This is a genomic window from Brevibacterium antiquum, assembly GCF_016107655.1.
GTDB classification, from domain to species: domain Bacteria; phylum Actinomycetota; class Actinomycetes; order Actinomycetales; family Brevibacteriaceae; genus Brevibacterium; species Brevibacterium antiquum.
In genome coordinates this window covers 271,076-295,730 of the sequence record NZ_JABASX010000006.1, presented here as the reverse complement: position 1 = coordinate 295,730, position 24,655 = coordinate 271,076, and the positions used below count along the sequence as shown (strand labels likewise).

The window sequence follows — 24,655 nt, the reverse complement described above, 5'->3', positions numbered from 1 at the left end:
GTGTACCGGCACTTGTGCGTCATCGTCGACGTTAATTCTCGGTGAGCGCTCTTGGGATGCCGTCGAACGCCTGCCCGGAGCGTTCGGCGATCTGCTCGTCCGCTGATAGCACCGGCGGACGAGGCTGTCACCTACGACCCAAGTGACCTGGCAGCCTTGTTCGCCGACAAGCACCGAGTCTCTCAGGGCAGAGGTGGGAGCTCATGGCCTCCGGTGAGTCGAGCACCGACTTCGCCAGCGGTGTCTTCGTCGGCCCACCGGCATTCGGTGCAGGCCGATCACTTCTTCTGCCGACGGCTGCCGCCGTGCCAATCCTCCTGCTGACCGACTGAATCGGTGTCGACGCCGAAAGCAGCAAGCTGCGGTCGCTCCCGCAGACTGCGCTTGAGTTCTGAGAAGCCGGGGAAGCTTGCCAGTCCGATGACATGGTCCCACAGCTCGACGGCCGCGTCCTCGTCCGGCAGCCGACTGATCACCGGCCCGAAGAAGGCCACACCCTCAGGCGGCGAGAAGTGGATGATCGGTGTGCCCACGTCCTTCCCTGTCAGCGCGAGTGCCTCACCTGTCTCCTGGCGAATCTCAGCGTCCCAGGTTACGTCGTCGAGGGCCTGCGCCAACTCCACGGGCAGGCCAGCCTCGGCGAGGATCGGTTTCGCGAACTCCTGTGTCCCGCGTTCGTCACGCACCTGGTCTTCAGAACGGTGGTTCGGCCAATCAGCCGCGCCATCGAAGATGTGTCTCCCCATCGCCGCATACAAGGCACTCACGGACTCGCGGCCGAATTCCGCTCGTGCCCGAGCTGCCACTCGCAGAAGCCGAAGTCCGGCCGTATGCCCGGCCTCGTATTCGGGTGGAAACTGCGCATCGTAGTCAACATCGGCATTGATCACACGCAATGAGATGAATCTCCAGTCCACGGTGTAGTCGCGCTGGGCTTGCACTTGCCGTACCCATTTGCTCGTCATCCATGCAAAAGGGCAGACCGGGTCGAAATAGAAGCGTATGTCGGCGTTCATGCGGCCAACGCTTGCACCGTCTGACGACCAGCGTCAAGCCTGGGATGTGGCGCAGCGCTGCATTACTGGTCCTGTCAGCTATCGTCGGCACATCCATTGTTCCGCGGGATTACAGGCCGCATCGGCGAAGAGCCCATGGACAGCCGAAAGGATGATCGTTACTCGCCTGGCCGCTGGCGTCGGCTCACAGGTCTCTGAGCAGGGTGGTGAACCAGAGCTCGGCCATCGTCCCGGGCGCCGCGACCTCCTCGAAGAGCCCGGACAGTGGTGACATGTCCGAAAGGGTTTCGTTCACGTCGAAGACGATGATTGAGGGGCTGGCGCTCACAACGCTCTCCTTCACAGCACGGGGCAAGTTCAGTGAATCCATTCTGCCCGAACCTCGGGATGCGGAACAGGCACCGTGCAAAAGAGTCGATTCGGTCGGCCCGATGAAAGTTCTTCTTGAAAAACACCCTTGACCCTGTCACTCCAGCCCCTTAATGTTTATGCAACAGGGTTGCAAGCAGTGCAACACCTTCGTATCAGTCACGATGATGGAGAAGACAACGATGTCGATATTCGCTCCCATGAGATCGGCGGTGTGACCATGTCTCAGATCTCGGCTCCCGCCACGTCCCCCTCGGTCAGACAGAAACGCGTCCTGCGCCGTGTCATCTCGGCGAGCTTCATCGGCAACTTCGTCGAGTGGTTCGACTACGGCGTGTACGGATACTTCGCGGCCACGATCGCACTCGTCTTCTTCCCCGCCTCCGAGGGCAACATCGCCCTGCTCTCGACCTTCGCGGTCTTCGCGGTATCCTTCGTCGTCCGTCCGATCGGCGGGTTCATCTGGGGCCACATCGGTGACAAGATCGGTCGTCGATCGGCGCTGTCCGTGTCGATCCTCATCATGTCGGTCTCGACCTTCGCCATCGGACTGCTGCCCAGCTACGCCATGGTCGGTCTGTTCGCGCCGCTTCTCCTCCTGCTCGTCCGTCTCGTGCAGGGCTTCTCCGCGGCAGGTGAGTACGCGGGCGCCTCGGCATTCCTCGTCGAATACGCACCCCCAGGCCGGCGTGGTCTCTACGGGGCAGTGGTCCCGGCCAGCACCGCTTCCGGACTCCTGTTGGGCTCCGTGCTCGCCGCGATCCTGACCTCTGTGCTCACCGACGTGCAGTTGGAGACTTGGGGGTGGAGGCTGCCGTTCTTCCTCGCGGCTCCCATGGGTCTCATCGGCCGCTATATACGCACGCGACTCGAAGACACCCCGGCCTTCCGTGAGCTGGCCCAAGAGGACGAAGTCATCAAGGCGCCGGTCTTCGCAATGTTCCGCGACCATTGGCGACCCCTCATCATCGCCATGTGCGCGGTTCTGCTCAATGCGGTCGGTTTCTACGTGGTGCTCACCTATATGCCCACCTACCTCACGACGGAATTGGGATACGGTGCCACCGAATCCTTCGTCGCCACGACGATCGCGCTGCTGACGTATATCGGCTTCATCCTGCTGACAGGGCTGGCCTCGGACCGGTTCGGGCGCAAGCGGATGCTCTTCATCGCCTCCATCGTCTTCATCATCTTCACGGTCCCGGCGTTCATGCTTCTCGGGTCCGGCAGTTTCACCGTCGTCGTCCTCGTCCAGATCGCGCTGGGCGGCATGCTCACCCTCAACGACGGGACGCTGCCGACCTTCCTCGCCGAGATGTTCCCGACGAGGATCCGCTACAGCGGATTCGCCGTCAGCTTCAACCTCTCGAACTCCCTCTTCGGCGGCACAGCACCGTTCATGGCCACTCTGCTCATCGGCATGACGAATTCACCGCTGGCGCCCGGCTGGTATCTCATGGCTGCTGCCGTCGTCTGCCTGAGCGCAGTCCTCTGTGCCAAGGAAACCTTCCACAAACCTCTGCGCGACGTCTGAACGCGCAGACGCACCGCTCCCTACTCACCCGCAACGCACCCCGACTCACCCACGGTTCACCCACACGAGAAGGAGATCTCATGACCACCACCAACACCGCCTCTGTCGCCGATCTCGAGCGCCTCAAGGTCCTCCACAACGGCTCCAAGTCGAAGCTGACGTTCTCTGACGCAGAAATGGAGCGTCGGCTGACCGGATTGCGGGCGATCATGGCCGAGAAGGAGCTCGACGCCGTCGTGCTCACCTCGTATCACAACATCAAGTACTATTCGGACTTCCTCTTCACCTACTTCGGTCGCTCCTACGCGATGGTCGTCACGTCAGATGACTCGGTGACGATTACGGCCAACATCGACGCGGGCATGCCTTGGCGGACGAGCTATGGCGAGAACATCGTCTACACGGATTGGCGTCGCGACAACTACCTCTATGCGATTCGGGAGGGCCTGCGCCAGCGCGGCATCGATACTCCGAAGCGCCTCGGCGTCGAGGACGACAATCTGCCGCTGGAGAATCGCAATAAAATTCAGGCGGCGTTCCCATCCGCGAGCCTCGTCGATATCTCACAGCCTGCGATGCGTCAGCGCATGATCAAGTCGGGCGAGGAGATCGAGGTCATCAAGCACAGCGCCCGGATCGGAGACCTTGGTGGAGAGGCGATCAAGGCTGCGATCACTGAAGGCATCAGCGAGTACGAGGTTGCCCTCATCGGCACCGAGGCGATGGTCCACGAGATCGCAAAGACCTTCCCTGACCAGGAGATCCGCGACACCTGGGTGTGGTTCCAGTCGGGCATCAACACCGACGGAGCGCACAATTGGGCGACGACGCGGAAGGTGCGCAAAGGCGACATCCTCAGTCTTAACTGCTTTCCGATGCCCTCGGGCTACTACACCGCTCTCGAGCGCACCCTGTTCTACGGTGAGCCCGACCAGGCCTCGCTCGCCTTGTGGAACGTCAACGTCGAGGTGCACAAGCGGGGGATCGAACTGATCAAGCCGGGAGCGGTGTGCAAGGACATCGCTGCCGAGCTCAACGAGATCTACGTCGAGCACGGGCTGTTCCCGAACCGCACATTCGGCTACGGTCACTCCTTCGGTGTACTCAGCCACTACTACGGCCGCGAAGCCGGTCTCGAACTGCGCGAGGACATCGACACCGTGCTCGAGCCGGGCATGGTCGTGTCGATGGAGCCGATGATCACCGTCCTCGAGGGGCAGCCGGGAGCCGGCGGCTACCGCGAGCACGATATCTGCGTCGTCGGCGAGTCCGGATCAGAGGACATCACGAAGTTCCCCTTCGGACCCGAGCACAACATCATCCCCGCCTGAGCGGTACGACCACTCACGCAGGAGCTGAAACAGGAAGGACCGGGTTGATCCCGGTAACGTCTGCGGGCATCGTCAGTCGGTGCCCGCGGACGAATACACTGACACCATGCCTCGACAGTCTTCCGACACCTCCCACCGCGGTGCCTCCGTCATCGAGAACACTGTGTCGATCCTCCGCTGCTTCTCCCCGGATCGGCAGGAGCTCGGCGTCACGGAGATCGCGCCGCGAGTGGGTCTGCACAAGAGCACCGTGTCCAGAATCCTCACCGCACTCGAGGCCCAGGGCATCGTCGAGCAGGAATCGTCCCGCCGCTACCGACTGGGTCTCGGAATCCTCGCGCTCGCCGGGCCCTTGCTCGCCGATCTCGATGTCAGAAGGGCGGCCTATCCGATGCTTCAGGACCTGACCCGCGATACCGGGGAGACCAGTGCCCTCATGGTGTGGAACGGGGCCGAAGCGATTACCGTCGAGCAGATTCCCAGTCCCCAGCAGGTCAAGCACACGTCGAGTCTGGGTTCACGGTACCAAACCGCCCACAGCGCTTCGGTGCAGGTCTTCCTTGCTTTCGAAGAAATCGAAGAGATCCACGCCCTTGTCGACAGCGGCACACTCCAGGGGCTGGACTCCAGCTCCGGCGGTTTCGACAAGTACCGTGACCTCCTGGAGAGCAATCGCGATCGTGGCTACGCGCTCAACGACGCTGAAACGTCACCGAATGAGGTCGGCATCGCTGCAGGTGTCCACGACCATCGGGGAGCGCTCGTTGCAGCCGTTCTCATCGCCGCTCCCAAATTCCGCACCGATGCGGAGCAGATTACGAGTCTTGGTGAGCGGTGTGTGGAAACTGCTCGTCGGGTCTCGCAGCGTCTGGGGGGACGCTGACCTCAGAACTCAGCGCAGGGCGGAGCGCAGTGTCTTGTCGAATTCGCGGACGTGTTCGGCCGCGTGGGCTTCGACAGCCGACTCCTTGCCCTCGAGAATCGCCTCGAGGAGGTCGATGTGCTCGCGGATGTGGCCGATCAGGTCTGGAATGCGCGGGATGACAAGGCACCAGATCCTGGTGGCCAGGTCGTCCAGGCGCACGAGCGTCTCCATCAGGTGGGGATTGTCGACCGAGCTGTAGATGAGGCGATGGACTTCGAGGTCACGCTCCATGAGGGCGCGCGGTTCATCGTCGGCGCTGAGCTCGCGCAGGTCGGCGATTGTCGCTTCGAATTCGCGGCGGCGCTCAGGGGTGAGGTTGAGGGCAGCTTTGCGGGCGGCGATGGGTTCGAGGACCTCTCGCATCTCGGAGATCGTCGACAGGTCTTTGAGGTCGACATTGCTCGCGAAGGTTCCGCGTCGGGAGTAGGAGACGACGAGATGGTCGCTCTCCAGACGCTTGAGCGCTTCCCTGATCGGGGTTCGTCCGACCTCGAGCTCTGCGCTCAGGGCCGCCTCGTTGATGGGGTCACCGGGGGCGATGTCGAGCATGATGAGGCGGTGCCGAAGAATCTCATAGGCGCGTTCGGCCAGGGAAACCTTCGGTGAGCTCACGGTAGCCGACGACGACATTATCAATCTCCTGAAATCACCCATTGCACTTTCGTGTTTTCTCGTCATAGACTACAGGAACGCAGCTGATATATTAGTTGACGATCAAATGGTCGAAGGAGATCACATGACAGAACAACTCGCGGAACGTTGCGAGACTGCGACGTCGGCGCAGGCCACATCCCCGTCATCGAGCCGGGCCTGCGGAGAATTCGCCAGCAGAGATCCCGTCGAGCTGAGCACCTCCCTCGCCGAGCTTGATCCGCAGATCGCGGGCTTCATCGATGCGGAGCTTGCTCGTCAGCGCGAGGGACTCGAGATGATCGCCTCGGAGAACCACACCGCCTCCGCCGTCATGGCCGCGCAGGGATCGGTGCTGACCAACAAGTACGCCGAGGGCTACCCCGGACGCCGCTACTACGGCGGCTGCGAACACGTCGACGAGATCGAACGCATCGCCATCTCCCGCGTCAAGGCCCTCTTCGGCGCCGAGTACGCCAACGTCCAGCCCCACTCCGGTGCTCAGGCCAACGCCTCTGTCATGCACGCACTCGTCCGGCCAGGCGACACCGTGCTCGGTCTCGACCTCGCCGCCGGCGGGCATCTCACCCACGGCATGAAGATCAACTTCTCCGGTCGTCTCTACAACATCGCCGCCTACGGTGTGCGCGAGGACACCAACTGCATCGATATGGCCGAGGTCGATCGCCTCGCCCAGGAGCACCAGCCCAAACTCATCGTCGCCGGCTGGTCGGCCTACTCCCGCCAGCTCGACTTCGCCGAATTCCGCCGTATCGCCGATTCCGTCGGTGCCTACCTCATGGTCGACATGGCTCACTTCGCCGGGCTCGTCGCGGCAGGGCTGCATCCCTCTCCGGTCCCACACGCCCACGTCGTGACCTCGACGACGCACAAGACCCTCGGCGGTCCACGCGGCGGGATCATCCTCACCAACGACGCTGACATCGCGAAGAAGGTCAATTCCGCAGTCTTCCCCGGTCAGCAGGGTGGGCCGCTTGAGCACGTCATCGCAGGCAAGGCCGTGGCCTTCGGTCTCGCCGCCACTGAGACCTTCGTCGAGAAGCAGGCGCGGACACTGTCCGGCTCGTACGAACTCGCTCGACGCCTCGGCGAATCCGATGTCGCCGACCTCGGGATCACCGTCCTCACCGGCGGCACCGACGTCCACCTCGTCCTCGTCGACCTGCGCAACTCCGTCCTCGACGGTGGACAGGCCGAAGACCTGCTCGCTTCGATCGGCATCACCGTCAACCGCAATGCCGTGCCGAACGATCCGCGCCCGCCGATGGTCACCTCCGGCCTGCGGATCGGCACCCCGGCCCTGGCCAGCCGCGGGTTCGGTTCCGCTGCCTTCGCCGAGGTGGCCGGCATCATCGCCGAGGTGCTCAAGGCCGGCGCTGCCGAGGCCGGTGCCGAACCGCAGGTCATCGCCGAGCTCAGCGACCGTGTGTCGGCTCTGGCGACCGCCCACCCGCTCTACCCCACCATGAACGAAATCGGAGCACGCTGATGGCTGACCAACTCCCCGAACACCCCGACTTCCTGTGGCGCAACCCGGAACCGAAGAAGTCCTACGAGGCCGTCATCATCGGCGGCGGCGGGCACGGTCTGGCCACTGCGTACTACCTGGCGAAGAATCACGGCATGACCAACATCGCGATCCTCGAACGCGGTTGGCTGGCCGGCGGCAACATGGCCCGCAACACGACCATCATCCGCTCGAACTACCTGTGGGACGAGTCCGCAGCCATGTACGAGAAGTCGCTCAAGCTCTGGGAACAGCTGCCCGAGGAACTCGACTACGACTTCCTCTTCTCCCAGCGCGGCGTGCTCAACCTCGCCCATACACTGCAGGACGTGCGTGAGTCTCAGCGACGGGTGAATGCGAACGCACTCAACGGAGTCGACGCCGAGTGGCTCGACCCCAAGCAGGTCAAGGAAGTCTGCCCGATCATCAACATCGGCGACGACCTGCGCTACCCGGTGATGGGCGCGACCTATCAGCCGCGCGCCGGCATCGCCAAGCATGATCACGTTGCCTGGGCATTCGCCCGCAAGTGCGATGAGATGGGCGTCGATATCATCCAGAACTGCGAGGTCATCGGGATCGAGCGCATCGGCGACAAGGTCGTCGGCGTCGAGACCACCCGCGGCCACATCACCACCGAGAAGGTTGCCATGTGTGTGGCCGGAGATTCCTCGGTGCTGGCCGACATGGCCGGCATCCGCCTGCCGATCCAGTCCCACCCGCTGCAGGCGCTCGTGTCCGAACTCTTCGAACCCGTGCACCCGACCGTGGTCATGTCCAACCATGTCCACGTCTACGTCTCCCAGGCACACAAGGGCGAACTCGTCATGGGTGCCGGGGTTGACTCCTACAACGGCTATGGCCAACGAGGCGGCTTCCACGTCATCGAGGAACAGCTGGCCGCCGCTGTCGAACTCTTCCCGATCTTCGCCCGGGCCCACGTGCTGCGCACCTGGGGCGGCATCGTCGACGTCACCCTCGACGCCTCGCCCATCGTGTCGAAGACCGAAGTCCAGGGCCTCTACGCCAACTGCGGCTGGGGCACCGGCGGCTTCAAAGGCACACCCGCCGCCGGACTGACCTTTGCGCACACGATCGCCAATGACGAACCCCACCCGCTCAACGCCCCCTACGCCCTCGACCGGTTCGAAACCGGCCACCTCATCGACGAGCACGGCGCCGCAGCCGTGGCGCACTGAGCGAACCCGACAAGGAAGGACCAGTCATGCTCCTCATCAGCTGCCCGCACTGCGGACCACGCGACGAAACCGAATTCCACTACGGCGGCCAGGCACACGTCGCCTACCCGGCCGACCCCCACGCGCTCAGCGACACAGAGTGGGCCGAATTCCTCTTCTATCGCGACAACGACCGCGGCGCCTACGCCGAACGGTGGAGTCACAGCCTCGGGTGCCGCAAATGGTTCAACGCCATCCGCGACACCGTGACCTATGACTTCACAGCCATCTACCCCATGGGCGCGGCCCGTCCGACGACTGCGGTCCCTGCGACGAAGGAGCCGGTGACCGCGGAACTGACACTAGTCGAAGCGGATCCGACTCCAGCAGAAGGTGAGGGTGCACGATGACCTCCGCAGATACGAATTCCCGCCTCGAGAACGCGACCGGCATCGACCGATCGCGCCCCATCGCCTTCAGCGTCGACGGCCAGCCGTACTCCGGCTTCGCCGGTGACACGATCGCCAGCGCGCTCATCGCCGCCGGACGAATCGAGTGCGGCAACTCGACCTACCTGGGCCGGGCCCGTGGCATCCTGAGTGCCGGAATCGAAGAGTCCAACGCACTCGTCCGCGTAAAAGGACGGATCCCCGGCGACGTCAGCGAATCCATGCTGCCCGCCACCCGCGTGCCGATCACCGAAGGACTCGAAGCCGACTATCTCTCCGGTCTCGGCATCCTCGATCCCGGCCAGGACGAACTGGTCTACGAACACAAGCACGTCCACACCGATGTGCTGGTCATCGGCGCGGGTCCCGCCGGACTCGCCGCGGCACGTGAGGCTGGAAAGTCGGGAGCCCGGACCTTGCTGCTCGACGACAGGTCCGCTCCCGGTGGGTCGCTGCTGTCGAATTCGGCAGTCAGCGTCGACGGCATGCCCGCCGCCGAGTGGATCGAGTCCACCGTCGCCTCGTTCGCCGAGGCGGAGGAACTGACCTACCGAACGAACACGACCGTCTTCGGCAGCTACGACTCGAACTACTTCGTCGCCCTCGAAGACCGCACTCTTGAGCTCGTTGAAAACGGGGGAGCGGGTGCTCGGGGCAGCGACAATGCCAACGGTGCGTCCGCAGCCAGCGGCGGTCCTTCCCGCCCGGGCACCCGCCAGCGGGTCTGGCACATCCGGGCCCAACAGGTCGTGCTGGCCACCGGAGCCCATGAACGCCCGATCGTCTTCGCCAACAACGACCGTCCGGGCATTATGCTCGCCTCTGCCGTGCGCACCTACCTCAATCGCTACGGCGTCGCCGCAGGACAGTCCGTCGCGATCGCTGCGACGAACGACTCGGCCTACGAACTGCTCGCCGATCTTCACACGGCAGGCATCGAGGTGCCCTCGATCATCGATTCCCGGACCACCGCCTCGGCGATGGCGGAATACGTTGCCCGGGAAACCGGAACCCGGCTCATCCTCGGTTCCGCGGTCAGCGACGCCGCAGGGGAAGGGCCTGCCGGACGCATCAGTGCGATCACGGTCTCGGGCCTCGACGAGGACGGTGTGGCCACCGGCGACTCCGAGGTCATCGACGTGGATCTGCTGGCCGTGGCGGGCGGATTCTCTCCCGTCATCCACCTGCACGGGCAACGCAAGGGGCCGATCGAGTGGCGGAGCGACATCGCCGCCTTCGTCCCGACGAGGCCCGTGCGCGATCAGTTCACAGCCGGCGCGATCAATGGTGACTACTCGCTGGCAGCAGCGCTCGAGCAGGGTGCCGAAGCTGGCAATGCGGCCGCTGAACGCACAGGATTCTTAGCCGTGCTCAGTGTTCCGACGGCAGCGTCGGTGCCCCCTGCCGAGACCCGACCGCTGTGGCTGGTCACCTCGGCGAACGACGACCACACGGCGCTGACCACGCACTTCATCGACTTCCAGCGCGACCAGTCCGTTGCTGACGTGCAGCGGGCGATGAACGCGGGCATGCGCTCGGTCGAGCACATCAAGCGCTACACCTCGATCTCGACAGCCAATGACCAGGGCAAGACCAGTGCGGTCAACGCCATCGGCGCGATCGCCAAGGTGCTCGGCGAGGACGACCTGGGCTCGGTCGGCCACACGACCTTCCGCGCACCCTTCGCCCCCGTGCCCTTCGCGGCACTGGCCGGTCGGCGCAAGGGCGTGCTCTTCGACCCCGCCCGGATCACTGCGATCCACCCCTGGCACGTCGACCACGGTGCTGAATTCGAAGACGTCGGCCAGTGGAAGCGCCCCTGGTTCTACCCGCAGAACGGGGAGGACATGGACGCGGCGGTGCTGCGCGAATGCAAGGCTGTGCGCGAATCGGTCGGCTTCCAGGATGCCTCAACCCTGGGAAAGATCGAGATCCGCGGCACCGACGCCGGCGAATTCCTGGGCCAGATCTACACCAACGGGTTCAAAAAGCTGGCGATCGGCAAGGGCCGCTACGGTCTCATGTGCAAACCCGATGGGATGGTCTTCGACGACGGCGTCACCCTGCGCGTGGCCGAGGACCGCTACTACATGACCACGACCACCGGCGGCGCTGCCACCGTCCTCGAATGGCTCGAGGAATGGCACCAGACCGAATGGCCGCACCTCGACGTCGTCTTCACCTCGGTGACGGAAGAATGGTCGACCGTCGCGGTCGCCGGACCCAAGTCCCGTGAGGTCATTGCGAAGCTCGCCCCGCACCTGGACGTGTCCAATGAGGCCTTCGAGTTCATGGGATTCAGGGAGACGACCCTGGCGAGCGGCATTCCGGCGCGCATCTGTCGGATCTCGTTCTCCGGGGAGCTCGCCTTCGAGATCAACGTCGAGAACTTCTACGGGCTCACCGTCTGGGAAGCCGTCGCCGAGGCGGGGGCCGAGTTCGGCATCACCCCCTACGGAACCGAGACAATGCACGTTCTCCGCGCGGAGAAGGGCTTCATCATCGTCGGCCAGGACACCGACGGGACCGTCACCCCGCAGGACGCGGGCATGGACTGGATCGTCTCGAAGCTCAAGGACTTCATCGGCAAACGCTCCTACTCACGGGTCGATACATCCCGCGAGGACCGCAAGCACCTCGTCGGCGTGCTCCCGGTCGACGGCACGACCCGCCTGGCCGAGGGCGCGCAGCTCATCACCTCCGGCACCCCGGTGACTCCCGAGGCAGGACCGGTCCCGATGATCGGGCACGTCACCTCCTCCTACATCTCCCCGAGCATGGACCGACCCTTCGGCCTCGCGCTCGTCGAGAACGGCCGGAACCGGATGGGCGAGATCGCACAGTCTCCGGTCGGCGGCGAACTCGTCGACGTCGAGATCACCTCACCCGTCTTCTACGATCCAGAAGGGAACCGCCGCGATGGCTGACACCACCCAGAGCACACAGACCACTCAGCAGCAGAACTTCGACACTCCCGCCGAGGTGCTTGATGCACTCCGCGTCTCACCGGCAGCCCACCTCGCCGAGGACATGGCCACCGCCACTGCCACCGGCGGACAGGCCGTCGGCCTGCGGGAACGGTGCTTCGCTGTCCAGCTCGGATTGCGCGCCACCCCGGGAACCGCCTCGGCGGAGGCGCTCGAATCTGCGCTCGGAATCACCTTGCCGCAGCAGGTGGGCGAGGTCACCGGCGACGCCGCGAGCCTGCACACGCTGTGGCTGAGCCCCGATGAATTCCTCACCGTCGACGTCTCCCGACAGCAGCGGCCCGGGGAGACCCTCGTCGCCGAGGCGGCCCTCGAAGGTCTGCCGGGACAGGCCGTGGATCTCTCGTCCAACCGCACGATCCTCGAACTGACCGGGACGAAGGCAAGAGAGGTCCTTGAGAAGAGCGTCCGCGCCGATCTGCACCCGCGTGCCTTCGGCATCGACACAGCGATCTCGACCCAGATGGGTCCGGTTCCGGTCATCGTGCACCACTCATCGGAGCTCGAATATCGGGTCTACCCGCGGGCCAGCTTCGCGGACTTCGCGGTCCGTTGGCTGCTCGACGGGATGGCGGAATTCCTCACCGACTGACACCGGGAGGGAGCGGGGTCGGCGTGGGCGCCTCGGGCGCGACCGGAGAGTTCGAAGTTGACCGACGTGAGCCTCGCACCCAATGATTGAGTACACCCATCGAGCAAGGAAGCAGTGGATATGCAGGATTACGTCTTCACCCTGGAATGCGACGAACGGCCGGGAATTCTTCATTCCGTCACCGGAGCGCTCCTCACTCACGGCGGTGACATCAAGGAGCTCAAGCAGTTCGACGACCAGTTCGCCGAGCGCCTGTTCCTCAGGATCGACTTCAGTCTCCAGGACGAGTCGAGTGCCTCGATCGATGCTCTGCGCACGGACTTCGAAAACATCGGCTCCGAGTTCGAGGCGACGTGGAAGCTGTGGCCGCAAGGGGAGAAGCGTCGGGTCCTCATCATGGTCTCGAAGTTCGAGCACTGCCTCAATGACCTGCTGTTCCGGTCCCAGATCGGTGAGCTGCCCATCGAGATCGCGGCCGTGGTGTCCAATCACCCCGATCACCGTGAACTCGTCGAATGGCACCACATCCCGTTCTTCCGCATCCCGGTGACCAAGGAGACGAAGCCGGAGGCAGAGGCGAAGCTGCTCGAACTCGTCGACCGCTTCGAGATCGACCTCGTCGTCCTCGCCCGCTACATGCAGGTCCTCTCCGATGACCTGGCGCGCGAACTGACGGGCAAGGCCATCAACATCCACCACTCCTTCCTGCCCTCGTTCAAGGGCGCCAAGCCCTACCACCAGGCATGGGAGCGGGGAGTCAAGACCGTCGGGGCGACCGCACACTTCGTCGACAGCGAACTCGACGAGGGCCCGATCATCGCCCAGCAGGTCGTCGACGTCGACCACTCCTTCGGTCCCAAGGACCTCGTCGCCGCTGGCCGTGACGCCGAGTGCAAGGCTCTGTCCAATGCCGTGAAGTGGCACTGCGACGGCCGCGTGTTCCTCTCCGGGAAGCGCACCGTCGTCCTGCGGTGAGTCTGTGGGGCCGGGTCGCGGCGCCGGGGCGCAGCGCCGCTGCATTTCATCGCGGGGCGACCTCAGCTTCGAGAGCAGACTCCAGGGAGTGTGCTCTCGACGCTAAGCTGTGCTCTCGACGGCCGGGCGGTGGGGCGGCCACGTCGATGCGCTGGTGGTCGCAGGCTCAGCGGGCGTGGTTGATCTGGACGTGCTTGGTGCGGGAGAAGTCGTTGAGGGCGTAGATCGAGAGGTCGCGACCGTAGCCCGAGCCCTTGAACCCACCCCAGGGGACCTCGGTCGCGAGCACGAGGTGCGAGTTCACCCACACGGTGCCGAAGTCTAGGTGACGCGGAACGTCGAGGCTGCGCGCCGAGTCCTTCGTCCACACCGATGCCGCCAGGCCATAGGGCACTTCGTTGGCGCGTTCGAGGGCCTCGTCCTCAGTCTCGAAGGTCTCGATCGTCACGACCGGTCCGAAGATCTCATGTTGTGAGGCCTCCGCTCCGGGTGCGACGTCGGCGAGCACAGTCGGAGCAATGAAGAACCCTGGCCCCTCGAGTGCATTCCCACCGACGACAGGGGTCGCCCCATCGGCGATCGCGCGCTCGAGGAAGCTCGTGACGCGCTCGAAATGGGCCTGCGAGATCATCGGTCCCAGCTCCACCTTGTCGCCGCCGCGAGGGTCGCCGACGACGTAGCTGCGCACCTGGTCGGCCAGGAGCTTCGTGAACTCCTTCGCAACAGATGAATGGACGAGCACTCGGGTGCCGGCGCCGCACTCCTGGCCCGCATTCCAGTAGCCGGCGTTGCGAACACCCTCGGCGGCCGCCTGCAGGTCGGCGTCGGGAAAGATGATGACAGGGGCTTTGCCGCCCAGCTCGAGGTGAACGCGCTTGAGCGTGTCGCCTGCACTGGTGGCCACTGCCTTGCCGCTGGCCACGCTGCCGGTCAGCGCCACGAGATCGATGTCCGGGTGACCCGAGAGCCTCGCCCCGACCTCGGGGCCCAGCCCGGTGACGATGTTGAGCACACCTGCAGGGAGGAGATCGGCAATGAGCTCGACCAGCTTGAGCGTGGTCAGCGGAGTCTGCTCCGAAGGCTTGAGCACGAGCGTGTTCCCGGTTGCGAGGATCGGGCCGATCTTCCACGCGGCCATGAGCAGCGGGTAGTTCCAGGGCACGACTACACCCACAACACCGACTGGCTCGCGCAGGATGATCGACGTGTGATCCTCGACGTAGTTGCCCGAACCCAACTCGGTGAAGGCACGTCCGGCTCCGGCGGAGAAGCGGAACGTGTCGGCGGCCATCGAGATATCGTCTTCTGATACGACGGTCGGCTTGCCCGCGTTGAGAGATTCGAGGCGGATAAGTACATCCGCGTTCTCCTCGATGCGATCAGCGATCCTATAGAGGATATCGGCGCGGTCCTTCGGGGTCGACTCGCGCCAGTTGGTCAGGGCTCGCCGTGCCGCCACCACAGCGGAATCGACGTCGGCGGCGGTGCCTTCGGCCACCTCAGCGATGGTGGTGCCGTCTGCCGGATTGACGATGGTCGTCGACGCTGATTCCGTGTTTGGTGCTGCGTCTGTCGTGCGGTCGACGAACGCGCCGTCGATGAAGTGCGTCAGCGGTGGGAACTCGTCCTCGGCAACCAGAGAGGTCGACGAATTGCCGCGGACGACTTCGGTGGTCGGATTGGTGGTCATGGAGGCCTCCACTTCCTTGGGTCGGCAGATGCTCATCCGATCACAAGCCGTGACGGATGTGATCACATTATCTCGAATTTCATGTAGCATGCAATGGAATCGTCAGAAAGAACTGCCCGAGATCCCCGTTGCCGCATCGCTGGCCGAGGACTGACCACGACCACGGAGAAGTGCTCATGGACATCACAGCTCAGCTGCAGGAAATCGCGAACGCCATGTGGATGCCGGTCATCGTGCTGGCCATCGTCACAGGTCTGTACTTCACAATCCGCACCCGCGTGCTGCAAATTCGGCTGTTTCCGCAGATGCTGCGAGAGCTCAAGGGCGACGGAGAGGTCGCTGCCGGCGGACTCACTCCGTTCCAGGCACTGGCACTGACGATCGGCAACCGCGTCGGCGTCGGCAACATCGCCGGTGTCGCCACAGCGGTCGGCTGGGGTGGGCCCGGAGCGCTGTTCTGGATGGGCGCGATGGCCTTCTGCGGTGGAGCCACAGCCTTCATCGAGTCCACTCTCGCCCAGATCTACAAGGAACGGGTCGGAAACGAGCTCAAGGGCGGAGTCCCCTACTATCTCTACAAAGTATTCCAGAAGCGTTGGCTGGGCATGATCGCCGCAATCATCGCCCTCATCCTCTACACTCTCCTCGCTCCCGGGATACAGGCCAACAGCATCGCAGTCAGTGCCGAGTACGCATTCGGCATCCCCGGCTGGGTGACCGGAATCGTCGTCACCGTGGTGCTCGGCGCCATCATCTGGGGCGGACGTGAACGTATCATCAGAGTCGTCAACATCGTCGTTCCGATCATGGCTGTGGGCTACATCAGCGCGGCGATCGTCGTCCTGTGCGTCAACATCACCGCTCTGCCCGGTGCCCTCGGGCTCATCATCTCCTCGGCTTTCGGTGCCGATCAGGTCTTCGGCGGAATCGTCGGCTCTGCCATCGCCTGGGGTGTTCGCCGGGCCCTGTTCTCCAACGTCGCCGGCGTCGGAGAGGGAACCTACGCTGCCGGCGCAGCCGAGGTCAGCCACCCCGCCAAGCAGGGGCTCGTGCAGACCTTCTCGATCTACATCGACACGCTCACCGTCTGCATGCTCACCGGACTGATGATGGTCGTGACCGGCAAGTACAACGTCATCACCGAAGACGGACAGGAGATCCTGGTCAACCTCCCCGGGGTCGAAGCTGGGACGAACTTCACCCAGGCCGCCGTCGACACCGTGGCGGTGGGCTTCGGCAGTCCTTTCATCGCTGCCTCGGTGGCCATGTTTGCGATCACGACGATCGTCGCTTTCTACTTCATCGCCGATACGAACCTCTCGTTCATCGTCGGCGAAGGCAAGAAGATCTACGTCAGGATCCTGGAACTCGTGATGCTAGCAGTCTGCTTCATCAGCTGCATCGTCGATGCCGGAGCCGTGTGGGCGGTGGGCGATATCGGCTATGCGACTCTGGGCATCATCAACTTCATCGCCCTCATTCTGCTCTCACGCATCGCGCTGAAGACCCTGAAGGACTTCGACCAGCAGCGCAAGCTCGGACTCAACCCGGTCTTCGATCCGCGGAGGCTCGGCATCAAGCACGCTGACTTCTGGGAGAGGCTGGGCGATGAGGACGAGTTATCACATGCCCGCCGATCAGACTCCAGAGACTCACAGGAAGGCCCGAAATGACGATCGTTGCCGCATTCCCCTATGGAAAGAGGGACCGCTCCGCCCTCCACCTCGCCGGGCTGTTCGCTCGCTCGAGTGGTGAGTCGGTGCGCATCGTCAGCATCGTCCCTGAACAGGGGAAGTCGATGATTCCCAGCGGCAGTGAGCTCCAGTTCGCCGCCTGGTCGCGTGAACGCGGACGCAGAGCCATCGCCGAGGCTGAGCAGGCGGCCGATGAGATCTGCCCTGATATCGACACCGAGGCCGTAGCCGTCGCCTCTCGGTCACGGGCCAAAGGCCTCATCGCCGAGGCGGTCGCCGCGAATGCCTCTATGCTCGTCGTCGGGTCTGGCACCGAGGGAGCACGTGGTCGGATCCGCGTCAGCGCGACCTCAGACCGACTCCTCCACTCCTCACCCGTCCCGGTGGCGCTCGCGCCAAAGGGGCTGGTCACCGAACTCGGGGCGCAGATCGTGCGAGTGACCTGCTCGTTCAGAGGTGACGGTGGGTCAGGCCGGGTGCTGGAGAAGACCGCCGAGATCTCCCAGTCCGTCGACGCGAAGTTGAGAGTCGCGACATTCGGCGTCGGCGGACGCACCGTCGAACCGTCCTCGCTCGACGAGGACTCGCGCCGAAGGGAATACGCAGCGCACCTCAAGGCGGTACAGGCCAGGGCGGTCGACAAGGTCGATGAAGACATATCGGTCGAGGAGGCAGTGGGCATCGGCAGGGACTGGAAAGTAGCGCTGGGTGCGATCGACTGGACGCCCGGCGAGGTCCTCGTGATCGGGTCCTCGTCCGAGGGGCGGCGTTCCAAGGTCTTCCTCGGCTCGAACGCCGCGAAGATCATCCGGCACACCCCGGTTCCGGTCGTGGTCGTGCCATGATTCTGGTGACGATTACTTGGGTAACGAGGACTCCGGAGTCGTCATCTGTGAGCCAGTCGCTTCGGTGAGGTTGAGCTCATCGCTGGGCACCACCTCGGCGACGATAGACTGTCGAGCATGAGTGAGACCCAGGCTGAGACCGGCATGCGCATCGGGGACCAGGTGTTCGAGGCCATGCAGGCGAGTATCCTCAACGGCGAGTATCGGAGCGGCCAGCGGCTGCGGATTCGGCAGCTTGCCTCCGCGCTGGGGACGAGTGTGATGCCCGTGCGGGAGTCGATCGCGCGACTCGAAGAGGTCGGCTTGGTCGAGACAAGCCCGCACAGAGGAGCCGCGGTAAAGGTGTTCACCGCGGAGGAGCTGCTCCAGATCTACTCGGTGCGTCTCATGCTCGAGGTCGAAGCCACGGTTCAGGGTGTGACGAAGCTGGACAAGGAATCTCGTGTGCGACTCGAATCGGAGTACACGGCCATGGAAGAGGCACTGGCAGCCGGCGACGCTTCGAGCTACCTCGACCATGACGAAGAGCTCCTCGCGATCATCTACGCGGCAGCGGGAAATCCTGTGCTCGTCGAGACGATTCGCGTGCTGTGGCTGCGCTGCCGGGCATACAAGTTCGTCGGCGCGCGAGGAGTGCTCGCCTCCGACGATGTCTCGCCGTTGCTCAAGCACCAGCAGCAACTGATGCGAGCCATCGACGACGGCGATCAGGAAGCCGCCGGTCGGGTCACCAAGGAGTCGCTGAACGAGGCGATCCTTCGGATTCGGAGCGCACTCGTGCAGTAGCCGGATCTCGCTCGCGGAGCGGATTCCGCCAGGACGAGCCGTCGCCGTTATGGGGCTGACAAAACGCTTGAAGAAAAGTCACCGAATCGCTTGCAATTAAATGTGATCACATCCTACGCTTTGTGCAGAAGCCTGCGCGACGGTGCGTCGGTGCACATAGGAGAGAGGGGGTATCACCCCATGAAAGATGCCGTGATTGTCGGTGGAGGACTGGCTGGACTGTCTGCAGCGTGGCGACTGCGCAATTGGGATATTGCCCTGCTCGAGTCAACCTCGCGCGTCGGCGGGCGAATCCGGTCGGAAAACAGAGGGCGCTACTTCCTCAACTGGGGCGGGCATATGTTCGCCGGAGGCAAGACCGCCACGAACGACCTCATCACCGAGACCCAGACCCGGTCCACGGAGATCCCCGGGTCGTTGTCGGCGATCTCGATGAACGGAAAGCTGCTCATGGGCGGGCCCGTCCAGTCCTATCCGTTCCGGATCCCGATGGCGATGAAGGACCGGGCGTCCATGATCAAGGCCGGAGCCAAGGTCAGCGCCGATGTGCTCCGCTACGCCAAGGCTGTGCGTCTGCGACCGAACGAGAGCGCGGAGATGCGCCAGCAGCGGATCTACGACTTCGAGAATGACCGCTCCTTCGCCGACTACATCGGGGAGCTCTCCGAAGACGCCGAGGCAATGTTCCGCCCGACCATCACTCGCTCCGCGGCTGATCCCGATGAGCTCTCGGCCGGTGCTGGCATCGGCTACTTCAGCCTCGTGTGGAACATCGGCCAGGGGCTGAACCGCAGCATCGGCGGTGGGCCCTCCAACCTCGTCGAATCGATCGCCGCGCCTCTGCAGGAGAGCATTCAGCTCGACGCCAAGGTGCATGAGATCGTGCATAAGAAGGATCACGTCGTCGTCCGCTACCGTCAGGATGACGTCGACCACGAGATCGAAGCGCTCTCCGTCGTCCTCGCGACCCCGGCCACCGTGGCGCACAAGATCGCGGTCGACCTGCCAGCCGATAAGCGCGAAGCTCTGTCGAAGATCGTCTACGGCCCCTACGTCTCCGCGGCATTCCTGACGAACGAGACCGAACGTCAGCCGTGGGACGACGCCTATGGCATCGCGACGCCGAAGCGCTCGTTCAACGTCGTGATGAACCAGGGCAACATCGTCCGCGGTGCGGAAGCCGAACGACAGCGCGGCGGCAGCATCATGACCTTCTCCCCGGCGAGCCTGGCTCGGAAGCTGCTCGACCTCGACGACGAAGACATCCTGGACACCTACATCAAGGACCTCGAGGAGGTGCTGCCCGGATTCGCCGGCATCATCGAAGAGGCCCAGGTCCAACGCTGGCGCACCGGCGCACCGTACTGCTTCCCGGGCCGGGGAAAGCTCCAGCCGACATTCAACCAACTCTCCGGCCGTGTCTTTCTGGCAGGGGACTACCTGGGAACCCTGTACACGGAGACGGCCATCAGCTCCGGATTCACCGCAGCACAGGAAGCGGCGAACATCCTCGTCACCGCTCGACAGACCCGAAAGCACCATCCCGTGCAGCACCCGAACGAGGACGCACCTCCGCAGCACAGCTGAGCATGACCGAAACAGCGCACATGTGCCACGGAGCGTGCCTCATCGACACGGACTTTCCATCACCACAGATCTTCCATCCACACCACTGATTTCACAGGAGAAACCATGACCACGAACCTCCGCGGTGTCCTCACCGCACTGACCACCCCCTTCGACGCGGAGGAGAACATCGACTTCGATGTCCTCGGGCGCGTCGTCGACCGCTCCATCGACGGCGGAGTCGACGGCCTCGTCGGCGGCGGATCCACCGCCGAGTTCGCCACCATGAGCGCCGAGGAGCGCCAGAGCATGGTCGATTACGTCGTCGATCGCGCGGCCGGGCGAGTGCCGGTCGTCGCACAGACCGGAGCCACCACAACGCGCGAGGCTATTCGACACTCCCTCGCGGCCCAACGCTCTGGAGCCGATGTGCTCATGCTCGTGACACCGTACTACGAGCCACTGACACTGGCCGAGACCGTCGATTACATCAAGACGGTCGCCGCGGCCGTCGACATCGACGTCATGCTCTACAACATTCCCGGAGCGACAGGCATCAACCTCGACCCGGACACCGTCCGCTCCCTCGCCGAGGAGGTGGACAACATCCGCTACATCAAGGACTCGAGCGCGGACTGGGAACAGGCCCTCAAGCTCATCCACCACCACAGCGATGTCATCGGCACCTTCATCGGCTGGGACAGCTACATCTACTCCGGCCTCGTCGAAGGTGCGGCCGGGATGGTCGCAGGTGCTGCGAACGTGGTCCCAGCAGAGATCGTGTCCGTGTCGCAGAAGATCGCCGATGGTGACCTGCACGGTGCCCGGAGCGAATGGAACCGGATATACCCCGTCATCGACGCGATGATCTCCGAGCCCTTCATCCAGTCGGTCAAGGCGGGTCTGGAGCTGCAAGGCGAACCCGTCGGGTCACCTCGGCGTCCGATGGCCGACACCGGCCCTGATGCGGTCGAGCGGATCAAGGCAGCCCTTGCCGGACTGAAGGGCTAAGCGGCCCGTTCGACGAGAGCCGCGTGGATGGCTTGGGGCAGGTCGATGATCTCGTCATCACGCTTGCGCCCGAAGTCGATTCCGAACTCGCGATCAAGTCTCGCCAGATGCTCTTCGACCCGGTGCGTGTACTCCGGGTCGAAGGCATCAGTGCTGATCGCGATGACGAAGAGCCCGGTTCCGGGAGTCGTTGTTCCCTCATCGATGGGTGGGGCGTCGACTGAGAAGTTCGCGCCTCCGTGGGCTGCGAGGAGTTCGATCATCAGGGCGAGATTGCTGCCCTTGACCCCACCGAAGGGGAGCAGCGAGCCAGCGAGTCCCTGCTCAGGGTCGGTTGTCGCAGTCCCGTCTGGTGCCTGCGCCCAACCCTCGGGGATCGACTCCCCACGTTCGGCAGCCTCGCGGACATTCACCCAGGCCGTGGCGCTGCCGGCCTGATCGAACATGCGCGGGCCCTGCGAGTGGGGGAGTGCGAAGGAGAACGGGTTCGTCCCGGCGACCGTGTCGCGGCTGCCGAAGAGTGACATGAGCGCGGGCGAATTCGCCCCGGCCAGGGTGATGAGACCACGATGGGCCAAGCGCATCGTGTAATAGCCGAGCTCGCCGGCGGGAAACGCATTCATGACGTTGAGGATCGAAATGCCCAGGCTGGCGGCTGAATCGGCGAAGCGATCGAACACCTCGTCGAAGGCGAGCTGGGTGATGCCCCCATCGGCGTCGACGAGGTGGGTTGCCGGGAGTCTGTTGACCGGCTTCGGTATGGCGGCACCGTTGATCCGGCCGGACGCGAGACCGTCGAGGTAGTCGAAGAGGTGTGCCGTACCGACCTGGAGTTTGCCGCGCCGATCCGCCGCCACGGTGGCGGCGGCCAGGGATGTTGCCAGTCGATCCGAGCCTCCCGCGGCGAGAATCGCAGCGAAGCACAAGCGCTCCAGCTCGTCTGCGGGCAGGGACACAGTCGGGGATACGTCGGCAACGGGCATGCTCCTCACGCTACCGCAGGAGGAGCAGCTGGGTTCGGCAGGTCTCAGCTCGTCTCGGCCACGACGTTGAAGGTGTCCATCCTCGAATCCTGGGCTCCGCGGACATACCCGGAGGGAGCAGCGGCAGTGGCACGAAGGAAGTCGACGACCTCGGCGCTGAGCACCTCACCAGGCAGAACATTGGGCACACCGGGCGGGTACGCGGCCAGAGCATCGGCCGAGACCATGCCGACAGCCTCGGCGAAGGGAACGGTCTGCGGCGCCGCGAAGTAGGCATCGCTGATCTCCAGTCGCTTCTCGCAGCTGCCGGGCAGAACGATGGGACGCTCCGGCTCGGACTCAGAGCGCGGCAGTTCCTGCAGCGCGGTCCAGAACCGTTCGACGTCGACGGGAGATGTCGCACCGATGAGCAACAGCAGCGCCGAGGGGGTCGCCAGCTCGCAGTAGATCCGGTGGTCGCGGATGAGCTGGTACTGGGCATCGGCGCCGGTGATCCCGGCTCCGCGGGTGTCGATGACGACCTTGAACGGATCGGTGGCGATCGCATCATGGCCACCGAGGATGTCCGGGGTCGCATCGCGGAACCGCGAGTCGTTCTGAACTCGAGTTCGGATCTCCTCGGCGGTGGCCAGTGCTTCGTCGATCGCCTCCGGGTGGGTGACGAGATGACGGCGTGCCTCGTCGAGGGAGGATAGGAGGATGGCACTGGACGAGGTCGACTGGTAGGACTTCACGATCCGATCGACCAGGGTCTCGTTGCGCTGTGCCTGTCGTCCGTGGCCGAGGTGGACCATCGCTGACTGCGCCAAAGATCCAGCGCCCTTGTGGGTGCTGGAGATGACGAGATCGGCACCGAGGCGGACCGCGTTGACGGGCAGTTTCGGGTGCATGCCGAAGTGGGAGCCCCAGGCTTCATCGACGATGAGGGGAACATCGTGAGCGTGGGCCACCTCGGCGACGGCGGCGATATCGGCCACGGCACCGAAGTAGCTGGGGGAGACGAGGTAGACGGCGGCGGACTCCGGATGCTCGGTCAGGGCGTACTCGACCTGGGCCGGAGTCACGCCGTGGGAGGAGCCGAGGCCAGGATCGACGCGACCGTGGATGAAGTGCGGGCGCAGTTCGGCGTGGGTGACGCCATCGATGACCGAAGAGTGGACGCTGCGCTGGAGGACGAATTCGCGCCCCAAGCCGCGCACGACGGTCGTCGCGATGTGATTGCCCCCGGAGGCGCCATTGGTGATGAACCAGGTCCGGGCTGCGCCCCAGGCTTCGGCGGCGAGCTGCTGGGCGGCCATGATCGGAGTCACGCGTTCGTGGTTGATCATCCGCCAGTTCTCCTGATCGACGCCGCTGAAGAGCATGGGGAAGTCGATGCCCATGCCGGCCTCGCCGACGACTTCGGCCAGTCCCGGTGCATGGTCGCGGGTGCCCTGATGAGCGGGCACGTGCAGGCGCTGCCAGTCCTCGGCGGCTAGGGAGCGCAACGCCTCGGCATACGGCGCGGTGTGCTGGCGAGGGTCGATGGAGGTCGTCGCGGTGTCCGGGTGCAGATGAGTTTCGGCGAGCATGAGTCCCACGCTAGGCGTCGAAAGCTGAATAGGATATAGCAAGAAATCGTTCACGGTGGCATAGTGTCTATGCCATGATGAATCTGCAGCAGTTTCGGGTGCTCTTAGCGATCAGGGACGAGGGAAGTCTCAACCGGGCCGCCGAGGTGCTCGAACACGGAGTCCCGACCGTGACCCATCACCTGCGCACCCTCGAATCCCATCTGCGGGTCCAGCTCGTCGACCGGTCCCGTAACGGAACTCGACTCACGCCCTTGGGCGAGTCCTTCGCCGAGGAGATCGAACCGGTACTGGCCCGCATCGATCGGGCCGAGCAGCTTGTCACCGCCCAGCGCGATGCTGGAGTGGTGTCCCTGCGCGTCGGGTCGTTCTCCTCGATCGGCTCACGTCTGCTGCCGGCCGCGATCGCAGAGCTCCAGCAGCGGACGTCAGTGCGCGTCGAGGTCGTCGAAGCCGAACCCAGCGAGGTCGTGCGGATGCTCCACAGCGGTGAGGTCCACGCAGGCCTCATCTATGACATCCCCGAACTGCCGGAGTTCGCGGGCCCCGAGCTGCGGCTGCGCACCCTCCTCGACGAACCGTACAGGGTCATGGTCGCCAGCAGCGGAGAGCTGGCAGGGCACGAGATCCTCGACTTCGCCACGATGAGCGACATCGACTGGGTCCTCAGCCGAAACGAATCGGAAGCCTCGGTGCGGGTGCTGCGGCGGATCTCCCGGGGACTCGGCTATGAACTGCGCGAGCTCATGCGCAGCGACGACCTCTACATGATCCACGGGCTCGTGGCCGAAGGCCTCGGATGCGCCCTGACCACCGAGGTGGCGGTGGACACTGACTTCGATGTCGTTCTCAGGCCGGCGAAGCAGGACCTGGGCCAACGCCGGGTTTCGTTCGTGACCCGTTCGGGCCCGAATCCTGCAGCGGTGGGTTGGCTGGGCGAGATCCTGAGTGCGGTGGCCACTCGACTGGAGGCCGCCTCGGCGGGATAAGTGGTG

At 64.3% G+C, this 24,655-nt stretch carries 21 protein-coding genes; 15 read left to right on the top strand and 6 right to left on the bottom strand.

Going from position 1 to position 24,655, the window contains the following annotated elements; genetic code table 11:
* Positions 1-278 precede the first annotated feature (278 nt).
* Together JFC13_RS12320 and JFC13_RS12315 are read right to left on the bottom strand one after the other, a co-directional pair.
* Entirely contained in the window at positions 279-1,016 is a 738-nt protein-coding gene (locus JFC13_RS12320; protein ID WP_198397355.1) for a mycothiol-dependent nitroreductase Rv2466c family protein, read from the bottom strand.
* 184 nt (positions 1,017-1,200) lie between these two features.
* Positions 1,201-1,344 (bottom strand): HAD family hydrolase, encoded by a 144-nt coding sequence (locus JFC13_RS12315; RefSeq protein ID WP_198397354.1) that lies wholly within the window; start codon positions 1,342-1,344, stop codon positions 1,201-1,203.
* Positions 1,345-1,605: 261 nt separating this feature from the next.
* Between JFC13_RS12315 and JFC13_RS12310 the strand changes: the two genes are divergently transcribed.
* The 3 genes from JFC13_RS12310 to JFC13_RS12300 all read left to right on the top strand — a co-directional run bounded on the left by JFC13_RS12310 (position 1,606) and on the right by JFC13_RS12300 (position 5,133).
* The gene (locus JFC13_RS12310) at positions 1,606-2,919 is read left to right on the top strand and encodes an MFS transporter (protein ID WP_198397409.1); all 1,314 of its coding nucleotides are present in this window, start codon (positions 1,606-1,608) and stop codon (positions 2,917-2,919) included.
* Positions 2,920-2,999: 80 nt separating this feature from the next.
* Positions 3,000-4,250 (top strand): aminopeptidase P family protein, encoded by a 1,251-nt coding sequence (locus tag JFC13_RS12305; protein WP_198397353.1) that lies wholly within the window; start codon positions 3,000-3,002, stop codon positions 4,248-4,250.
* A gap of 106 nt (positions 4,251-4,356) precedes the next feature.
* A complete protein-coding gene (locus JFC13_RS12300; protein WP_198397352.1) occupies positions 4,357-5,133 on the top strand; it encodes an IclR family transcriptional regulator in 777 nt (258 codons plus the stop codon).
* Between the two features lie 9 nt (positions 5,134-5,142).
* Here JFC13_RS12300 and JFC13_RS12295 read toward each other — a convergent pair whose 3' ends face one another.
* Positions 5,143-5,805 (bottom strand): GntR family transcriptional regulator, encoded by a 663-nt coding sequence (locus JFC13_RS12295; RefSeq protein ID WP_198397351.1) that lies wholly within the window; start codon positions 5,803-5,805, stop codon positions 5,143-5,145.
* Between the two features lie 106 nt (positions 5,806-5,911).
* Between JFC13_RS12295 and glyA the strand changes: the two genes are divergently transcribed.
* The 6 genes from glyA (at position 5,912) to purU (ending at position 13,514) form a co-directional block, all read left to right on the top strand.
* Positions 5,912-7,315: a serine hydroxymethyltransferase gene (gene glyA, locus JFC13_RS12290; RefSeq protein ID WP_269770035.1), complete on the top strand. Its 1,404-nt coding sequence runs from the start codon at positions 5,912-5,914 to the stop codon at positions 7,313-7,315.
* Entirely contained in the window at positions 7,315-8,532 is a 1,218-nt protein-coding gene (locus JFC13_RS12285; protein ID WP_198397350.1) for a sarcosine oxidase subunit beta family protein, read from the top strand. Before glyA ends, JFC13_RS12285 begins: the two co-directional genes overlap by 1 nt.
* Positions 8,533-8,558: 26 nt before the next feature.
* Positions 8,559-8,921, top strand: a complete 363-nt coding sequence (locus JFC13_RS12280; protein ID WP_232488543.1) for a sarcosine oxidase subunit delta — start codon at positions 8,559-8,561, stop codon at positions 8,919-8,921.
* Entirely contained in the window at positions 8,918-11,887 is a 2,970-nt protein-coding gene (locus tag JFC13_RS12275; protein ID WP_198397349.1) for a 2Fe-2S iron-sulfur cluster-binding protein, read from the top strand. Before JFC13_RS12280 ends, JFC13_RS12275 begins: the two co-directional genes overlap by 4 nt.
* Complete coding sequence (locus tag JFC13_RS12270) at positions 11,880-12,539, top strand: sarcosine oxidase subunit gamma (protein WP_198397348.1); 660 nt, start codon at positions 11,880-11,882, stop codon at positions 12,537-12,539. The genes JFC13_RS12275 and JFC13_RS12270 overlap by 8 nt, the downstream gene beginning before the upstream one ends.
* Before the next feature lie 120 nt (positions 12,540-12,659).
* Positions 12,660-13,514: a formyltetrahydrofolate deformylase gene (purU, locus tag JFC13_RS12265; protein WP_198397407.1), complete on the top strand. Its 855-nt coding sequence runs from the start codon at positions 12,660-12,662 to the stop codon at positions 13,512-13,514.
* Positions 13,515-13,680: 166 nt separating this feature from the next.
* Here the strand turns inward: purU and JFC13_RS12260 are convergent, their stop codons facing one another.
* Positions 13,681-15,204, bottom strand: coding sequence for an aldehyde dehydrogenase family protein (locus JFC13_RS12260; RefSeq protein WP_198397347.1), 1,524 nt, complete (start codon positions 15,202-15,204; stop codon positions 13,681-13,683).
* Between the two features lie 176 nt (positions 15,205-15,380).
* On the opposite strand from JFC13_RS12260, the gene JFC13_RS12255 reads away from it, so the two are divergent.
* The 5 genes from JFC13_RS12255 (at position 15,381) to JFC13_RS12235 (ending at position 21,106) form a co-directional block, all read left to right on the top strand.
* On the top strand, positions 15,381-16,877 hold the full coding sequence (locus tag JFC13_RS12255) for an alanine/glycine:cation symporter family protein (protein ID WP_198397346.1): 1,497 nt from the start codon (positions 15,381-15,383) through the stop codon (positions 16,875-16,877).
* Entirely contained in the window at positions 16,874-17,743 is an 870-nt protein-coding gene (locus tag JFC13_RS12250; RefSeq protein ID WP_198397345.1) for a universal stress protein, read from the top strand. Before JFC13_RS12255 ends, JFC13_RS12250 begins: the two co-directional genes overlap by 4 nt.
* Positions 17,744-17,860: 117 nt before the next feature.
* Complete coding sequence (locus JFC13_RS12245; RefSeq protein ID WP_198397344.1) at positions 17,861-18,529, top strand: GntR family transcriptional regulator; 669 nt, start codon at positions 17,861-17,863, stop codon at positions 18,527-18,529.
* A gap of 180 nt (positions 18,530-18,709) precedes the next feature.
* Complete coding sequence (locus tag JFC13_RS12240; RefSeq protein ID WP_198397343.1) at positions 18,710-20,116, top strand: flavin monoamine oxidase family protein; 1,407 nt, start codon at positions 18,710-18,712, stop codon at positions 20,114-20,116.
* Between the two features lie 105 nt (positions 20,117-20,221).
* Positions 20,222-21,106: a dihydrodipicolinate synthase family protein gene (locus JFC13_RS12235; protein WP_198397342.1), complete on the top strand. Its 885-nt coding sequence runs from the start codon at positions 20,222-20,224 to the stop codon at positions 21,104-21,106.
* Here JFC13_RS12235 and JFC13_RS12230 read toward each other — a convergent pair.
* On the bottom strand, positions 21,103-22,089 hold the full coding sequence (locus JFC13_RS12230; protein WP_198397341.1) for an Ldh family oxidoreductase: 987 nt from the start codon (positions 22,087-22,089) through the stop codon (positions 21,103-21,105). The two genes, JFC13_RS12235 and JFC13_RS12230, sit on opposite strands and share 4 nt — an antisense overlap.
* A gap of 44 nt (positions 22,090-22,133) precedes the next feature.
* On the bottom strand, positions 22,134-23,660 hold the full coding sequence (locus JFC13_RS12225; RefSeq protein WP_232488542.1) for an aminotransferase class I/II-fold pyridoxal phosphate-dependent enzyme: 1,527 nt from the start codon (positions 23,658-23,660) through the stop codon (positions 22,134-22,136).
* A 74-nt stretch (positions 23,661-23,734) separates the two neighbouring features.
* Here JFC13_RS12225 and JFC13_RS12220 point away from each other — a divergent pair, with 74 nt between their 5' ends.
* Positions 23,735-24,649: a LysR family transcriptional regulator gene (locus tag JFC13_RS12220; RefSeq protein WP_198397339.1), complete on the top strand. Its 915-nt coding sequence runs from the start codon at positions 23,735-23,737 to the stop codon at positions 24,647-24,649.
* Positions 24,650-24,655: the final 6 nt, after the last annotated feature.

Bases quoted from the DNA above. Each gene is read 5' to 3' on its own strand.
- JFC13_RS12320 (WP_198397355.1), bottom strand. From the start codon at position 1,016: ATGAACGCCGACATACGCTTCTATTTCGACCCGGTCTGCCCTTTTGCA.
- JFC13_RS12310 (WP_198397409.1), top strand. From the start codon at position 1,606: ATGTCTCAGATCTCGGCTCCCGCCACGTCCCCCTCGGTCAGACAGAAA.
- JFC13_RS12305 (WP_198397353.1), top strand. From the start codon at position 3,000: ATGACCACCACCAACACCGCCTCTGTCGCCGATCTCGAGCGCCTCAAG.
- JFC13_RS12300 (WP_198397352.1), top strand. From the start codon at position 4,357: ATGCCTCGACAGTCTTCCGACACCTCCCACCGCGGTGCCTCCGTCATC.
- JFC13_RS12295 (WP_198397351.1), bottom strand. From the start codon at position 5,805: ATGTCGTCGTCGGCTACCGTGAGCTCACCGAAGGTTTCCCTGGCCGAA.
- glyA (WP_269770035.1), top strand. From the start codon at position 5,912: ATGACAGAACAACTCGCGGAACGTTGCGAGACTGCGACGTCGGCGCAG.
- JFC13_RS12285 (WP_198397350.1), top strand. From the start codon at position 7,315: ATGGCTGACCAACTCCCCGAACACCCCGACTTCCTGTGGCGCAACCCG.
- JFC13_RS12280 (WP_232488543.1), top strand. From the start codon at position 8,559: ATGCTCCTCATCAGCTGCCCGCACTGCGGACCACGCGACGAAACCGAA.
- JFC13_RS12275 (WP_198397349.1), top strand. From the start codon at position 8,918: ATGACCTCCGCAGATACGAATTCCCGCCTCGAGAACGCGACCGGCATC.
- JFC13_RS12270 (WP_198397348.1), top strand. From the start codon at position 11,880: ATGGCTGACACCACCCAGAGCACACAGACCACTCAGCAGCAGAACTTC.
- purU (WP_198397407.1), top strand. From the start codon at position 12,660: ATGCAGGATTACGTCTTCACCCTGGAATGCGACGAACGGCCGGGAATT.
- JFC13_RS12260 (WP_198397347.1), bottom strand. From the start codon at position 15,204: ATGACCACCAATCCGACCACCGAAGTCGTCCGCGGCAATTCGTCGACC.
- JFC13_RS12255 (WP_198397346.1), top strand. From the start codon at position 15,381: ATGGACATCACAGCTCAGCTGCAGGAAATCGCGAACGCCATGTGGATG.
- JFC13_RS12250 (WP_198397345.1), top strand. From the start codon at position 16,874: ATGACGATCGTTGCCGCATTCCCCTATGGAAAGAGGGACCGCTCCGCC.
- JFC13_RS12245 (WP_198397344.1), top strand. From the start codon at position 17,861: ATGAGTGAGACCCAGGCTGAGACCGGCATGCGCATCGGGGACCAGGTG.
- JFC13_RS12240 (WP_198397343.1), top strand. From the start codon at position 18,710: ATGAAAGATGCCGTGATTGTCGGTGGAGGACTGGCTGGACTGTCTGCA.
- JFC13_RS12235 (WP_198397342.1), top strand. From the start codon at position 20,222: ATGACCACGAACCTCCGCGGTGTCCTCACCGCACTGACCACCCCCTTC.
- JFC13_RS12230 (WP_198397341.1), bottom strand. From the start codon at position 22,089: ATGCCCGTTGCCGACGTATCCCCGACTGTGTCCCTGCCCGCAGACGAG.
- JFC13_RS12225 (WP_232488542.1), bottom strand. From the start codon at position 23,660: ATGCTCGCCGAAACTCATCTGCACCCGGACACCGCGACGACCTCCATC.
- JFC13_RS12220 (WP_198397339.1), top strand. From the start codon at position 23,735: ATGATGAATCTGCAGCAGTTTCGGGTGCTCTTAGCGATCAGGGACGAG.